We start from the raw sequence: 14,178 nt of genomic DNA on the forward strand, positions 1-14,178 counted from the left end.
ACTGAGCTACGCCAGCGTTCTTCGCAACACCGCAGTGCTGGTTTACGTCCCTGTAGCTTTGCCCAGCCTTTCATCCCTGAAAGGCGTTCGCGGCTTCGGAAGCCATCTATATGGCTTCCGATGGCCTGCGGCCAGCGCCACTCACCCAACTGAGCTACGCCAGCGTTCTTCGCAACACCGCAGTGCTGGTTTACGTCCCTGTAGCTTTGCCCAGCCCTTCGTCCTGAACGGCCGGTTGACCCTGAGGGATTGCGCGGCCGCGACATTTTCCCTGATCGCGGTCGTTCGTGCAGTTACGGTCTGGAAGCCACGAGGTCGTCGGCGCAGGCCTCGGTGCTGATGGCCACGTTGCCGGGCACGCCGTCGACCCCGGAAGCGAGCGGCCGCAGGTCGAAGTCGGGATCGTTCAGGCGTACGCGAACCCACTGGCGTTCGCGGTCGCTGTAGCGCGGGCGAATCTCGGCACGAAACCCGCGGTTGGCGATGGCGTCGCGGCGCTTTTCGGCATTTTCCATGCGCGCGTACAGGCCGAGCGAGATGGCATTTTCGAGCTCACCGCTGCGGAACAGCCAGACGTCCTGAATACCGCTCTGGCGCACCTGCTGCAGGGTGCGCTCGGCGGATTCGCGCGTGGAGCGCGGCGGAATCAGCACCCAGAAGCCCACGCGCTCGCGTTCGGGATCGGCCTCGATGCGCGTTGCGCTTGCGACCTTGTCCAGCGCGGCCACCAGCTTCAGGGCCGCCGCACGATCGGGCAGCACGCCGATGCGCCGGCAGGCCGAGGCCGCAACCAGGGCGCGACCGGAGGTCAGCGGCGAGGCGACGACCGTCGAAGGCGTGGACACCGGCTCGGCGCGCTCGCCCACGAGGCGGATCGGCACCAGCCCGGGCGAGTTGCCGGTCAGCGGCAGCTGCGGCGGCGGTGTGCGCAGGCCGAGCCAGCTCGCGAGCGCGAGGTTCGCGACCAGAAGCAGCAGGAACAGGTTCCTCATGGACATGCCGCGGCGTAGCGTAGCAGCCCGCGCAACACCAGCGCCGGCTCGATGACGACCGATTCGCCCGGACAGACGGTGAACTGCGCGGCATCGCCGCCGGTACAGACGACGCGCGGCCTGAGCCCGAGCAGGGCCTCGGCGCGTTCGAGTGCCAGCGCGAGGGTGCCGCAGTAGGCAAACGCGCGGCCGACGGCGATGGCCCCCGGCGTGGAATCGGCGAAATCCGCGCCCGGGGTTGCGGCCGGGTCCGCGTGCAGGGTGGTGCTGTTGCCAATCGCTGCCACCATCGCCGAGCGCCCGGGCAGGATCGCGCCGCCGTGGTGAATGCCGTCGGCAGCCAGCAGATCGATGGTCACGGCACTGCCGGCATCAATGATCAGACAGGGCGCGAGCCCCGCGCCGAACGCGCCGATCATCGCCGCGAATCGATCGGCGCCGAGGTCGCCGGGCCGCGCATACGCGTTCGTGACGCCACAGGCCGATACCGGGGAGACGAACCGATCGAGCCGAACGCCGCACGTTTCGGCCCAGGCCCGGATCGCCACCCAGAGCGCCTCTGCGCCGACACAGCTCGCGACCATGCGGTCGGGAACGCCGCCACGCATATCCAGCCAGGCCACGAGTCCCTCGGGATCGCGTCCGTGCGCATGCGTGTCGATGGCGCCGAGCGTTCCCGCCGCGACATCCGCGGCCGCCACGCGCACGCGCGTGTTGCCGCAGTCCACGAGCCAGAGCGCACCGTTCATTTGCGCCTGCGCACGCTGACTTCGCCAGCGGCGTAGGTTTCGATCATGCCGTCGCGCCACAGCCGCAGCGCGCCGTTTGGTTCGATGCCGGCGGCGCGACCATGCGTTTCGCGGCGGCCCTGATGAATCACCACCTCACGCCCGTCCAGCACATCGAATGCGGGCCAGCGCGTGATCGACGCGGACAGTCCCTCCTTCGCGTAATGCTCGAGCGCCTGCCGCCAGCGCCACAGCAGCTGTGCAGCCAGCGCGTTGCGCGATGGCGGAACGGGACACTGCCGGGCGAGGTCCGTAACCGGCTGGTCGATCGAGCTTGCAATGCGGTCGGGCAGGGACAGATTCACGCCAATGCCGGCGACGACCTCGCACGGACCGTAGGCCTCGCCGACGAGTTCGATCAGCATGCCGCCGAGCTTGCGTCCGCCCGCGACGAGATCGTTCGGCCACTTGATGCCAATGCCCTGCGCGCCCATGGCAACCAGCGCCTCGGCCGCCGCGATGCCGAGCGCGATGCCGAGCCCGGCGAGTTCCGCCGGCGCACGCTCGAATCGCCAGCGATACGACAGATACACGCTCGCGCCGAACGGCGAATGCCAGCTGCGGCCGTGCCGGCCGCGACCGTGCGACTGCCACTCGGCCAGCACCGCCGCACCATGCGCGAGTTCACGCGCCCGGGCGTTCGTGGAGTCCGTCAGCGCGAGCAGGGAATAGCGCGGCCGCGGCACCGCGCCGATTGCGGCGAGCGCGGCATCGATGCGCCCGGCGTCGAGCAGTTCAACCGGCGTCAGCAGGTGATAGCCGCGCCCTTTCAGCGCACGGAAATCCACACCGAGTTCCGGCAGGTGCTGGATGCGTTTCCACAACGCCGCACGGGTGATGCCGAGTTCGGCGCAGAGCGACTCGCCGGAGCGCACGGCGCCGTCGGCCAGCTGCGCGATCACGGGCAGGCAGCGTTCCGCCCAGTCCGGTGTCTCGCTCATGTTCCCGGCGCCCGGTCCAGACGCCGCGCCAGACGCGCGAGCGCGGCGATCTGCCGCTCCACGGCCCCACGCTCGCGACGCAGGGCACCGCGCAAACCACGCTGTCGCCAGAACAGGAAGAACACCCGCACATTGTCGACGATCCGCCGCCGCGCGCGAACCACGGCCGCCGCCGCGATGGTCGCCGGCAGCAGCGTCGCGGCGTAGGCGATGCCCCAGCCCGCGCCGAACCCGCGCGTCACCAGCCAGGTCTGCACGCCCCAGAACGCGCCGTAGGCGGCAAACCCGGTCGCGATGCGGGCGCTGTCGTACTGATCGTCGCTGCGGGCGATCCGTCGACTCGCCCAGCGTGTGAGCAGAAACGGCAGCGCGGAATTCAGCGCGCCCCAGGCCGCAACCGGCACCAGCACCAGCACCACGAACAAGGTATGCAGCACGAAACGCCGCACGCTGGCCGAGTCGTAGCGCAGGTCAAGCTGATAGTCGTTCAGGCCGAGCCATGCGCAGCGCTGCTGAAACCGCACGAGTTCGTCACGCGCCTGCGCCAGCCGCCGCGGGGCGCGTTGTTCGAGCAACCGCAGTGCGCCGATCAGGCGACGCTGCACGCGATAGCGTCGCGCCAGGGCCGCGCGCCGGTAACGCCCCGCCCGTCGGGTGAAGAAACGTTCCAGCCGTGCGGCAAAGTCGCGCTGTTCCCAGCTCTCCGCGTTGACGGTGACCGCGGCGAGCGCTTCGGCGATGGCATCGGTCAGGGCGTGTACGGCCTGCGGATCGCGTTCGTCACCCGCGGGCAGCACGAGCGGCGGTCCGAGTTCGACCGAGATCGTCGGTCGAAACTCGCCGAGCCCCGCAAACGTCAATCCCAACGGCACGACGGCGGGCGCGGTCGCGTTGCGCGCACGGGCGCCCAGTGCAATCCGCGCGGCACCGGTTTTCAGATCGCGCAGACGCGGATCGCCGTGACTCTGACCTTCGGGAAAGATCAGCAGCACCGCATCGCGCGCAAGCATTTCAAAGCAACGATCGAAACTCGCGAGGTTGCGTGACGGATCGCTGCCGGCGTCCTGGGCGCGCTCCACGGGCACGGCCTGAACCAGCGCGAGAAACGGCCGCAGCAGCGGATTGCGAAACAGACCACTGCGTGCGATCGGATGCACGGGGCGTGCGACCGCCGCCTGGACGACGAGTCCGTCGGCAAGCGCGCTGGCGTGATTCGCGCACAGCACGACGGGCCCCTGCAACGGCAGATGTTCGAGACCGTGCACCTCGAAGCGTCGGTAGAACACACGCACGATGAATACGCAGAAGCGTCGCCACAGGCGCTGCGCCGCGTGCGTGTTCATGCTCAGCCGTTCGCGCGGCGCCGGACGGTTTCCGCCTGCGGGGTTGCGACCAACCATGCCGCGCGCCGGCGCAGGCAATCGGCGTCGGCGTTCGAAGCGAGGCCGAGCGCGCAGACGGAATCGGCAGCGGCCGGCAGCGCGAGTTCGAACACGTTCAGCTCGTCGCGGCGGAACGCATGCACGCTCAACGTTCGTCCGGGCGCGATGCGGGCGATGCGGGCATCCAGACCGGCCGCGTCGCAACGCACGCCGTCGATCGCGACGATTTCATCACCTGCCGCAAGACCCGCCGCCTGTGCGGCCCCGCCATCGAACACCGAACCCAGGCGCACGACACTGCCAGAAGCGAGCTTGACGCCCAGCCGGGCGGCGGCGGATTTCTCCGGCTCCGGCGCGCGCAGTCTGTATTCCACACCGACGTCCACGAGCAGTTCCGCGAGCGGCGGGTCTTCGGTGCCGTGCACGTAGCGCGCGAAGAAGGTCGAGAGGTCTTCTCCTGCAAGCCCGGACGCGAGTTGCTCCACCGTGCCTTCAGGCACCCCGCCGCTGCCCGGGCCGAAGTCGCGCCAGAGCACGCGCATGAGGTCATCGAGACTCGCCCTGCCATCGCTTGCACGGCGCAGTGCGAGATCGAGCGCTAGCGCGACCAGTGCGCCCTTCTGGTAATAGCTGACGATCGCGTTCGGTGCGTTCTCGTCCTGCTTGTAGAAGCGCGTCCAGGCATCGAAGCTCGATTCCGCAACGCTCTGGCGCAGACGCCCGCTGCCGCCGAGCACGCGGGTGATCGTCTCGGCCACCAGCCCCAGATAGGCATCCGTCGTGATCAGCCCCGCGCGCACCAGTGCGAGATCGTCGTAGTACGACGTGAAGCCCTCGAATATCCACAACTGGCGCGTATACACCTCGGCATCCAGCGCGGCATTCACGAATGCCGCCGGCTGGATACGTTTGACATTCCACAGATGAAAGTACTCGTGGCTTGCGAGCCCGAGCAGCCTGCGATACTCGGCGTCCGCTGCATCCAGCCCGGCGCGTGGCAGGGTGTTGCGCCCGGCGATCAGGCTGGTCGAGTCACAGTGTTCGAGACCACCATAGCCGTCGCCCACCACGGTGAGCAGGAACAGGTATTCATTCGGCGGCAGTTCACCGAACAGATCCGCATGGGTCGCGCAGATGCGTTGGAGATCGCCGGCAAGGCGATCCAGATCGCCATCGTGCCGGCCCGTGACCACCAGCCGATGCACAACCCCGCGCACGGGAAATTCGCGTGCATCGAATCGACCCATCTCGATCGGATGATCGATCAGCGTGTCGTAGTTCGAAGCCCGATAACGGCCGAACCCCCACGGCGCGGCGCCCGAGCGCGGCATGGAAGTCGCGACACGCCAGTCCGCACCGATCGGCACGGGCGGCGGTTCGACCTCAAGCTCACACGGCGCTGTGTCCTGACCGGCAACGCGCAGGAACACCGCCGCTCCGTTCGCATACGCATGCGTGGTATCGAGATGCGCGCCGCGCACGCTCATGTCCCAGGCATAGACCTCGTATTCAACCGTGACCGGTCCCGCGCCCGCGGCGATCCGCCAGCTGTGTTTGTCGAGCTTGTCGAGCGCGAGCGGGCCACCCGGACCGCGTGCCGAGATCGACACGAGGTTTCGCGCAAAGTCGCGAATCATGTAGGAGCCGGGAATCCATGCCGGCATCGTCAGGCGCTGGCCGCCGGGAGCCGGATTCGGAATCGTCAGCGTGACATGAAAGCGATGCGCCTGTGGCGCGGCCGGACGCAGCCGGTAGAGCAACGGCTCGGCGACCGTGGTCATTTCCAGTTCTGCACGGCGCGTTCGGCAACGTCGTTGTCCGCACGCGCGATGAGCCCGCTCGTGCTGATCGACACCTTGTAACGCGCCATGTCGACCATGGGCAGATAGGTTGCGCTGCCGTATTGCGCATCCAGCCAGCCGAGCCAGCGCGGGTGCTCACGAACCAGGCTCCACAGATCCAGCGTCTCACTGGCGTTGAGGTCGTGCACCTCGCGTGGTCCGCTGCGTTCGCGGCTGATGTCACGGAACCGTCCGGCGATGCGATCGAGGCGATAGAGCGTGTCGAACCCGGCAAGAATGGCCGGTCCCCGCCACTTGAGCACGCGCGCATCGAGCTGCCATTCGTCGCCCGCGAGGTTGAACATCTCGATGGGCCGCTCGTCATCGGCACGATCGAGACGCGCGACGAAACGCTGCGGTGACACCTGCACCAGTTCCAGTGTCGCAACCGGCCGTTCGTGCGTGAGGCGATGATAGGTATGCAGATCGAGCCCGGCCAGGCCGAGCACGGCGGCAAGCACGCCCAGCACCGTTGCATTGCCCACGCGCCAGGTCGCGCTGAATGCCCGCCCGCTGCGCAGACGTCGCGCACCGGAGACCAGCAGAAGCGCGGCGCCGAATGCGCACAGTCCGACCGCGAGCCACAGCAGGTTCATCGTGGTGCTGCCCGGAACGCGCTACACACCGGCCTCAGGACTTGCGCTCGCGTTTCGGCACGTACAGGTCCGTGATCGTGCCGGCGGCCATCTCGGCGCCGAAACAAACGGTTTCAGCCAGCGTCGGGTGCGGATGAATCGTGAGCCCCAGATCGTCCATGTCCGCGCCCATCTCGAGTGCCAGCACCGTTTCGGCAATCAGTTCGCCGGCGTTGCGCCCAACGATGCCGGCACCGAGCAGGCGGCGGGTTTCCTTCTCAAACACCAGCTTCGTCACGCCATCGGTCGCACCGATGCCGAGTGCGCGACCGCTCGCGGCCCATGGAAACTTTGCAACGTCGACCTCGATGTCTTTTGCCTTCGCCTCGGCCTCGGACAGGCCCATCCATGCGACCTCGGGATTCGTGTAGGCAACGGATGGAATCGTCAATGGCTCGAACGCGACCTTGTGCCCGGCAATCGATTCCGCCGCGACCTTCGCCTCGTGCGTGGCCTTGTGCGCGAGCATCGGCTGACCGCAGATGTCACCGATCGCATAGATGTGCGGAACATTCGTGCGCCGTTCGGCATCGACCGCGATGAAGCCGCGCGCATCGACCTCGACGCCCGCGGCCTGCGCATCGATGCGATCGCCGTTCGGCCGTCGACCGATCGCGACCAGCACGCGATCGAAGGTCGCGCTTGCCGGCGCCTTGCCGCCTTCGAACGAAACATGCATGCCATCGTCCGCGGCTTCGATCGCAGTCACCCTGGTGCCGAGGTAGATCGCCTCGTAGCGCTTCTTCACGACACCCGTAAACGCGCGCACGAGATCGGCGTCCGCGCCGGGCATGAGCTGGTCGGTCAGCTCGACGACAGTGACCTTCGACCCCAGCGCCTGGTAGACCGTCGCCATCTCCAGACCGATGATCCCGCCGCCGACGACGAGCAGTCGTTCGGGGATGTCGGCCAGTTCCAGCGCGCCGGTCGAATCGAGCATGCGCGGATCTTCGTTCGGCCAAGCGTCGATCTTCGTGACGCGCGAGCCGGCGGCGATGATGCAATGCTCAAAGCCGACGGTCTTCTTCACACCGTCGTTGTCGACTTCGATCGTGTTCGGGCTCATGAATCGGCCGACCCCGGTCACGACCTCGACCTTGCGCCGTTTCGCGAGCCCGGCAAGTCCGTCGGTGAGTTTCGCGACGACACCGGCCTTGTGCCTGCGCATCTGCTCGATGTCGATCTCGGGCGCACCGAAGCGCACGCCGCGCTCGGCGCAATGCGCGACGTCATGCAGGATCTCCGCGGTATGCAGCAGGGCCTTTGACGGGATGCAGCCCACATTCAGGCAGACCCCGCCGAGTTGCGGAAACCGTTCGATCAGAACGACACGCTTGCCAAGATCGGCGGCACGAAACGCCGCCGTATAGCCGCCCGGACCTGCGCCGAGGACGACGACTTCGGTCGTAATGTCCACGCTGTCCGGTGCCGTGCCGGCAGCTGCCACCGGCACCGACGCCGCTTTCGCCTCTTCCGCGGGCTTCTGTTCGGGCGCGGCTGGCGCAACTGCCGCAGCGGCGCCACCGGCCGCCTCGATCTCGACAATCGCGGCACCCTCGCCGACCTTGTCGCCGACCGCAACGAGCACCTTTCGGACCTTGCCGGCGGCGGTCGACGGGATCTCCATCGTCGCCTTGTCGCTTTCCAGCGTGATGAGCGACTGCTCGACGGCGACCTCGTCGCCGGGCTTTACGAGCACCTCGATGACATCGACCTGGTCGAAATCGCCGATATCCGGAACCTTGATCGCAATCGTCTCAGTCATCACGACACCCGTTCTTGTTCACACACTCCAGCCGTTGTTCGCAATGACCACGGCCTCTTGTCATTGTTGAGTTCGGACAGTCCTGGCGAACCGACCGAACTGCAATCAAAGCAGCGAGCGACGTATATCCGACAACACCGCCGCCAGATAGGTCGTAAACCGTGCGCCGAGCGCGCCATCCACGACCCGATGATCATAGGAAAGCGAAAACGGCATCATCAGCCGCGGCTCGAATTCCGAACCGTTCCAGACCGGTTTCATGCTCGCACGCGCCACGCCCAGGATCGCGACTTCCGGCGCATTGACGATCGGCGTGAAATTCGTGCCGCCGATGCCGCCCAGGCTGGAGATCGTGAAGCTCGCACCCTGCAGATCGCGTGGCGTGAGCTTGCCGGCACGCACGCGCTCGCTGACGTCGGCCACTTCCCGCGCAAGTTCATACAGGCCCTTGCGATCGACATCGCGCACCACGGGCACGACCAGTCCGTCCGGCGTATCGACCGCGATGCCGAGGTGAATGTATTTCTTCAGGATCAGGTGTTCGCCATCCGCCGACAGCGACGCATTCACGGCCGGATACTTGCGCAGTGCCGACACACAGGCCTTCATCAGGAACGGCAGAAAGGTGAGCTTGACGCCGGTGGTCTCGGCGTCCTTCTTGCTCTTCTGACGGAATTCCTCGAGTTCGGTGATGTCCGCCTCGTCGAACTGCGTGACATGCGGCACGCTGACCCAGCTGCGGTGCAGGTGCGGGCCGGATTTCTTCTGAATGCGACTGAGTTCGACCGTGTCGATCGGACCGAACTTCGAGAAGTCGATCTCGGGCGGCGGTTCGATCGCCAGTGCCGTGGCACCGCTCGCCGCAGGCTGTGCAAGCGTGGTCTTGACCCAGTTCTGCACATCGTCTTTCAGGATGCGGCCCTTCGGTCCGCTGCCTTCCACGCGTGACAGATCGACTCCGAGTTCACGCGCGAATCGCCGCACGGCGGGCCCGGCATGGGACTTTCCGGGATTGCCGACCGGTGTGTAGGCGGGCATCGGCGCGGGCTTGCGCGGCGCATCACCCGGCGCCGGCGTTTTCGGCGCGGCCTGAGACGCAGGCGCAGGCGCAGGCGGCGGTGCCGAAACCGGCTCGCTTTTCTGCGGCGCGGGCTTTTTGGCTGCCGGCGCCGGGTCGGCTTCTCCGGCGCCCGCCTCGTCGGCATCCAGCGCGAGAATCACGGCGCCCTCGCCGATCTTGTCGCCGACGGCGACACGCAGTTCGCGCACGACGCCGGCGGCCGGTGACGGAATCTCCATGGTCGCCTTGTCGCTTTCGAGCGTGATCAGCGACTGCTCCATCTCGACGCGATCACCCGCGGCGACGAGCACCTCGATGACATCGACCTTGTCGAAGTCGCCGATGTCCGGCACGCGGACCTCTGTCATGCGGCCCATGTCAGCTCTTCCACGGCGCGACGCGCTCGGGGTCGATATCGAGCGCCTGCATGGCCTTCGTCACGACCGAGCGCTCCAGGCTGCCGTCGCCGGCCAGTGCATACAGCGCGGTGGCCGTGACATGACGCGCGTCGACCTCAAAAAAGCGCCGCAGCTGGCTGCGCGTATCCGAACGACCGAAACCGTCGGTTCCGAGCACGTGATAGGCGGCCGGCACCCAGTTGCGAATCTGGTCCGCATAACCACGCACGTAGTCACTCGCGGCGATGACCGGACCGGCGCGGTCTTTCAGGCACTGCTCGACATAACTGATCCGGGGAGTTTCCTCGGGGTGCAGACGGTTCCAGCGATCGGTCTCGATGCCTTCGCGGCGCAGTTCGTTGAAGCTGGTCGCACTCCAGACATCCGCAGAAACCCCATATTCGGATTCCAGCCGTTCCGCTGCCTGAAGCACCTCGCGCAGGATCGCGCCGCTGCCGACGAGCTGCACCCGGTGCGCGTGATCGCCGCCCTGTCTGAGCAGATACATGCCGCGACGAATACCTTCGGCCGCGCCCTCGGGCATCGGCGGGTGTTCGTAGTTCTCGTTCATGATCGTGATGTAGTAGTAGACATCCTCGCCGCGCCCGTACATGCGCTCGAGGCCGTCGTGCACGATCACGGCCAGTTCATAACCAAACGTCGGGTCGTAGGCGACGCAGTTCGGGATCATGGACGCGAGCAGGTGACTGTGGCCGTCCTGGTGCTGGAGGCCTTCGCCAGCCAGCGTGGTGCGCCCGGCGGTGCCACCCATGAGGAAGCCGCGCGTCCGCATGTCGCCGGCCGCCCAGGCCAGGTCACCGATGCGCTGGAAGCCGAACATGGAGTAGAAGACATAGAACGGGATCATCGCGACGCCATGGTTTGCATACGCGGTGCCCGCGGCCATCCACGAGGCCATCGCGCCGGCTTCGTTGATGCCTTCCTCGAGGATCTGTCCCTTCTTGTCTTCCTTGTAGTACATGACCTGTTCGGCATCGACCGGCCGGTACAGCTGGCCGACTGATGAATAGATGCCGTACTGGCGGAACATGCCTTCCATGCCGAAGGTGCGCGCCTCGTCCGGGACGATCGGCACGACATACCGGCCGATGTTCTTGTCGCGCAGCAATGCGTTCAGCAGCCGCACCCAGACCATGGTTGTCGACATCTTGCGGTCTTCGCTGCCGGTCAGCATGGAGTCGAAGACCTTGAGATCGGGAATCGTCAGCGCCGGGGCGCGCAGCACACGTGCCGGAACCGGACCACCGAGCGCGGCGCGCCGCGCCTTCATGTACCTGATCTCGTCGCTGTCCTCGCCGGGGTGGTAGTACGCGGCGGCCTCAATCTGGTCGTCATCGACCGGAATGTTGAAGCGGTCGCGGAACTTGCGCAGCGCGTCCTCGCCCATCTTCTTTTGCTGGTGCGTGACGTTCTGGCCCTCGCCGGCCTCCCCCATGCCGTAGCCCTTGACGGTCTTCGCGAGGATGACCGTGGGCTTGCCGTTGCGCCCGACCGCTTCGTGGTAGGCGGCGTAGATCTTGTGCGGATCGTGGCCGCCACGGTTCAGGCGCCAGATGTCCTCGTCGGACATCGTCGCGACCATGTCGGCGAGCTCCGGATACTTGCCGAAGAAATGCTTGCGCACGAACGCGCCGCCGTTGGCCTTGTAGGCCTGGTAGTCGCCGTCGACGACTTCTTCCATGCGCCGCACGAGCACGCCGTCCTTGTCGCGCGCGAGCAGTGGATCCCAGTACGAACCCCAGATCACCTTGACGACGTTCCAGCCCGCGCCACGGAACACGGCCTCGAGCTCCTGGATGATCTTGCCGTTGCCGCGCACCGGCCCGTCGAGCCGTTGCAGGTTGCAGTTGACGACGAAGATCAGGTTGTCGAGCTGCTCGCGGGATGCGAGCGAGATCGCACCGAGCGATTCCGGCTCGTCCATCTCGCCGTCGCCACAGAAGGCCCAGACGTTGCGATCGGAGGTTTCCGCCAGCCCGCGGTGTTCCAGATAACGCATGAAGCGCGCCTGGTAGATCGCCATCAACGGGCTCAGGCCCATGGACACGGTCGGGAACTGCCAGAAGTTCGGCATCAGCCACGGATGGGGATACGAGGCCAGCCCGTCGCGCTCGACTTCCTGGCGGAAGCCGTCCAGCTGCGCTTCAGTCAGGCGGCCCTCGAGATACGCACGTGCGTAAACCCCGGGCGCCGAGTGGCCCTGGAAATACACCAGGTCGCCGCCGGACGCATGATCGGCACCGCGGAAAAAATGATTGAAGGCGACATCGAACAGCGTCGCCGCCGAGGCAAAGCTCGCGATGTGTCCGCCGAGTTCGGAACTCTCGCGATTGGCCTGCACGACCATCGCCATTGCGTTCCAGCGCACCAGCGAGCGGATTCGCCGCTCCATCGCGGAATCACCGGGACTGCGCGCACCGGCGCCGGCCGGGATGGTGTTCACATACGCGGTGTTCGCGCTGTAGGGCAGGTACGCGCCGGAACGGCGCGCCTTGTCGACCAGTCGCTCCAGCAGATAGTGCGCGCGATCGACGCCTTCGTTCTCGATGACGGACGCAAGCGCGTCGAGCCATTCCTGGGTTTCCTGCGGGTCCTGATCGATATCTGCGGCCATCAAAGCAATCCGGGAATGGATGAAACGAGAGGCGATCCGCGTGCGGATCGACGGACCGCATTATGGCATGCGTGGTCGCGACCAACAGCACAGCTTCCGTGCGGGTTTCCGCCGCACAAAAAAAAGGCGTGCACCGAAGTGCACGCCTTCTTTGGCGTACCCGGGCGCGAACGCCCGGGTCAGGTCGCGAAGTGGATTACTTCGCTTCCGGAGCCGGCGGGGCCGGCGGGGCCGGCGGGGCGCCGTAGCCGTACGGGGCGCCGTAGCCGTAGCCCGGATAGCCGTACGGGCCGTAGCCGTAGCCCGGGTAGCCGTAGCCACTGCCGTAGCCGTAGCCTTCGCCCTGACCGTAGCCGCGACCGTAGCCACGCATGTTCGAGCGACCGCTCATGTTGAAGTCGAAGTCGCCGGTGCCGTCACCAAGACCCCAACCGTCGAACGGACCACCGTTCCAGCCGTTGTAGCCACCGTTGTTCCACGGGCCCCACCACGCATTCGCGGAGGCGGTAACACCCAGCAGGCCGGCAACCGCCAGCACTTTCACGAGTTTCTTCATGTCTCAAAATCCTCAAAAGATGGATACTGTCTGACACTGCCAACGTGGACCGGAATCGATCCAACTGGTGCAAAAGTTTATAAGCAAATGCTGATGAAGTCAAGCCCCTGCCCCACGCCGGCCGCACTACGGTAATGCAAACCCTGACCTTATTGCAGCCGGACGACTGGCATCTGCACCTGCGCGACGGCGCGCGCCTGCCCGATGTCGTTCCCGCGACCGCCGAACGCTTCGCGCGCGCGCTGGTGATGCCGAATCTCACGCCACCAGTGACCACCGTCGCGCAGGCGCTGGCCTATCGCGAGCGCATCCGTGCCGCGCGGCCCGCCGGCAGCCGCTTCGAACCCCTAATGACGCTGTACCTGACCGATCGCACCGATCCGGACGAAATCGACCGCGCCGCCGCCGAACCTGCCGTGCTGGCCGCGAAGCTCTACCCCGCCGGCGCCACGACCAACAGCGATTCGGGCGTGACCGACATCCGCAACATCGAGGCGGTTCTGGCCCGCATGGCCGCGACCGGCCTGGTGCTGTGCGTGCATGGCGAGGTCACCGACCCCGCGATCGATATCTTCGATCGCGAGCGGGTTTTCATTGATACGACCCTGAAGCCTGCGCTGGATCGCCACCCGGGCCTGCGCGTGGTGTTCGAGCACGCGACGACGGCCGAGGCCGTCCGCTTCGTCGACCAGGCCGGACCCGGCGTCGGCGCCACCATCACGGCCCACCATCTGCTGCTGAACCGCAACGCCATGTTCGCCGGCGGCATGCGCCCGCATCACTACTGCCTGCCCGTGCTCAAGCGCGAACACCACCGCGAGGCCCTGCTGGAGGCCGCCACGCGTGGCGATCCGCGCTATTTCGCGGGCACGGACTCCGCGCCGCACGCCCGCGGCGCGAAGGAATCGGCCTGTGGCTGCGCGGGCTGCTACACGGCACCCGCCGCACTGGAACTCTACGCCGAGGCCTTCGAGCAGGCCGGCGCGCTCGACCGCCTCGAGGGCTTCTGCTCCGTTCACGGCGCAGCGTTCTACGGACTGCCGCCGAATACGCGGCGAGTCACGCTGGTGCGCGAGGCGTGGACCCTGCCGGAACACTACCCGTTCGGCGCCGAGCAGATCGTGCCCCTGCGGGCCGGCGGCAGCGTCGCCTGGCGTATGGCGCGGTCGTAGCAGGCCTGCCGTC

The 14,178-nt window shown here is 66.8% G+C and carries 11 protein-coding genes; 1 reads left to right on the forward strand and 10 read right to left on the reverse strand.

The features are described from left to right. Nucleotides 1–293 precede the first annotated feature (293 nt). From KDG50_08205 to KDG50_08250, 10 genes are all read right to left on the reverse strand, one after another. Nucleotides 294–998 (reverse strand): SPOR domain-containing protein, encoded by a 705-nt coding sequence (locus KDG50_08205; GenBank protein ID MCB1865402.1) that lies wholly within the window; start codon nucleotides 996–998, stop codon nucleotides 294–296. Then, on the reverse strand, nucleotides 989–1,741 hold the full coding sequence (locus KDG50_08210; GenBank protein MCB1865403.1) for a type III pantothenate kinase: 753 nt from the start codon (nucleotides 1,739–1,741) through the stop codon (nucleotides 989–991). Before KDG50_08210 ends, KDG50_08205 begins: the two co-directional genes overlap by 10 nt. Next, nucleotides 1,738–2,721 (reverse strand): biotin--[acetyl-CoA-carboxylase] ligase, encoded by a 984-nt coding sequence (locus KDG50_08215; protein MCB1865404.1) that lies wholly within the window; start codon nucleotides 2,719–2,721, stop codon nucleotides 1,738–1,740. The genes KDG50_08210 and KDG50_08215 overlap by 4 nt, the downstream gene beginning before the upstream one ends. Further along, the gene (locus KDG50_08220; GenBank protein ID MCB1865405.1) at nucleotides 2,718–4,064 is read right to left on the reverse strand and encodes a 1-acyl-sn-glycerol-3-phosphate acyltransferase; all 1,347 of its coding nucleotides are present in this window, start codon (nucleotides 4,062–4,064) and stop codon (nucleotides 2,718–2,720) included. The genes KDG50_08215 and KDG50_08220 overlap by 4 nt, the downstream gene beginning before the upstream one ends. Before the next feature lie 2 nt (nucleotides 4,065–4,066). Next, nucleotides 4,067–5,884 carry a M61 family metallopeptidase gene (locus KDG50_08225; protein MCB1865406.1) on the reverse strand — a complete coding sequence of 606 codons (1,818 nt, stop codon included), beginning with the start codon at nucleotides 5,882–5,884 and terminating at the stop codon, nucleotides 4,067–4,069. Continuing rightward, the gene (locus KDG50_08230; protein ID MCB1865407.1) at nucleotides 5,881–6,540 is read right to left on the reverse strand and encodes a hypothetical protein; all 660 of its coding nucleotides are present in this window, start codon (nucleotides 6,538–6,540) and stop codon (nucleotides 5,881–5,883) included. Before KDG50_08230 ends, KDG50_08225 begins: the two co-directional genes overlap by 4 nt. A 34-nt stretch (nucleotides 6,541–6,574) precedes the next feature. Continuing rightward, nucleotides 6,575–8,344 carry a dihydrolipoyl dehydrogenase gene (gene lpdA, locus KDG50_08235; protein MCB1865408.1) on the reverse strand — a complete coding sequence of 590 codons (1,770 nt, stop codon included), beginning with the start codon at nucleotides 8,342–8,344 and terminating at the stop codon, nucleotides 6,575–6,577. 105 nt (nucleotides 8,345–8,449) lie between these two features. Next, on the reverse strand, nucleotides 8,450–9,781 hold the full coding sequence (gene aceF / locus KDG50_08240) for a dihydrolipoyllysine-residue acetyltransferase (protein ID MCB1865409.1): 1,332 nt from the start codon (nucleotides 9,779–9,781) through the stop codon (nucleotides 8,450–8,452). 1 nt (nucleotide 9,782) lies between these two features. Then, nucleotides 9,783–12,437 carry a pyruvate dehydrogenase (acetyl-transferring), homodimeric type gene (aceE, locus tag KDG50_08245; protein MCB1865410.1) on the reverse strand — a complete coding sequence of 885 codons (2,655 nt, stop codon included), beginning with the start codon at nucleotides 12,435–12,437 and terminating at the stop codon, nucleotides 9,783–9,785. A gap of 196 nt (nucleotides 12,438–12,633) precedes the next feature. After that, on the reverse strand, nucleotides 12,634–12,993 hold the full coding sequence (locus tag KDG50_08250; GenBank protein MCB1865411.1) for a sulfur globule protein CV1: 360 nt from the start codon (nucleotides 12,991–12,993) through the stop codon (nucleotides 12,634–12,636). Between the two features lie 134 nt (nucleotides 12,994–13,127). Between KDG50_08250 and pyrC the strand changes: the two genes are divergently transcribed. Continuing rightward, nucleotides 13,128–14,165: a dihydroorotase gene (gene pyrC / locus KDG50_08255; protein ID MCB1865412.1), complete on the forward strand. Its 1,038-nt coding sequence runs from the start codon at nucleotides 13,128–13,130 to the stop codon at nucleotides 14,163–14,165. The last annotated feature ends 13 nt before the right edge of the window (nucleotides 14,166–14,178 follow it).

This window comes from Chromatiales bacterium (assembly GCA_020445605.1).
In the GTDB taxonomy this organism is placed as follows: domain Bacteria; phylum Pseudomonadota; class Gammaproteobacteria; order JAGRGH01; family JAGRGH01; genus JAGRGH01.

Excerpts from the sequence above, each read along its gene's own strand:
- KDG50_08205 (MCB1865402.1), bottom strand. The coding sequence starts at position 998 with ATGTCCATGAGGAACCTGTTCCTGCTGCTTCTGGTCGCGAACCTCGCG.
- KDG50_08210 (MCB1865403.1), bottom strand. The coding sequence starts at position 1,741 with ATGAACGGTGCGCTCTGGCTCGTGGACTGCGGCAACACGCGCGTGCGC.
- KDG50_08215 (MCB1865404.1), bottom strand. The coding sequence starts at position 2,721 with ATGAGCGAGACACCGGACTGGGCGGAACGCTGCCTGCCCGTGATCGCG.
- KDG50_08220 (MCB1865405.1), bottom strand. The coding sequence starts at position 4,064 with ATGAACACGCACGCGGCGCAGCGCCTGTGGCGACGCTTCTGCGTATTC.
- KDG50_08225 (MCB1865406.1), bottom strand. The coding sequence starts at position 5,884 with ATGACCACGGTCGCCGAGCCGTTGCTCTACCGGCTGCGTCCGGCCGCG.
- KDG50_08230 (MCB1865407.1), bottom strand. The coding sequence starts at position 6,540 with ATGAACCTGCTGTGGCTCGCGGTCGGACTGTGCGCATTCGGCGCCGCG.
- lpdA (MCB1865408.1), bottom strand. The coding sequence starts at position 8,344 with ATGACTGAGACGATTGCGATCAAGGTTCCGGATATCGGCGATTTCGAC.
- aceF (MCB1865409.1), bottom strand. The coding sequence starts at position 9,781 with ATGGGCCGCATGACAGAGGTCCGCGTGCCGGACATCGGCGACTTCGAC.
- aceE (MCB1865410.1), bottom strand. The coding sequence starts at position 12,437 with ATGGCCGCAGATATCGATCAGGACCCGCAGGAAACCCAGGAATGGCTC.
- KDG50_08250 (MCB1865411.1), bottom strand. The coding sequence starts at position 12,993 with ATGAAGAAACTCGTGAAAGTGCTGGCGGTTGCCGGCCTGCTGGGTGTT.
- pyrC (MCB1865412.1), top strand. The coding sequence starts at position 13,128 with ATGCAAACCCTGACCTTATTGCAGCCGGACGACTGGCATCTGCACCTG.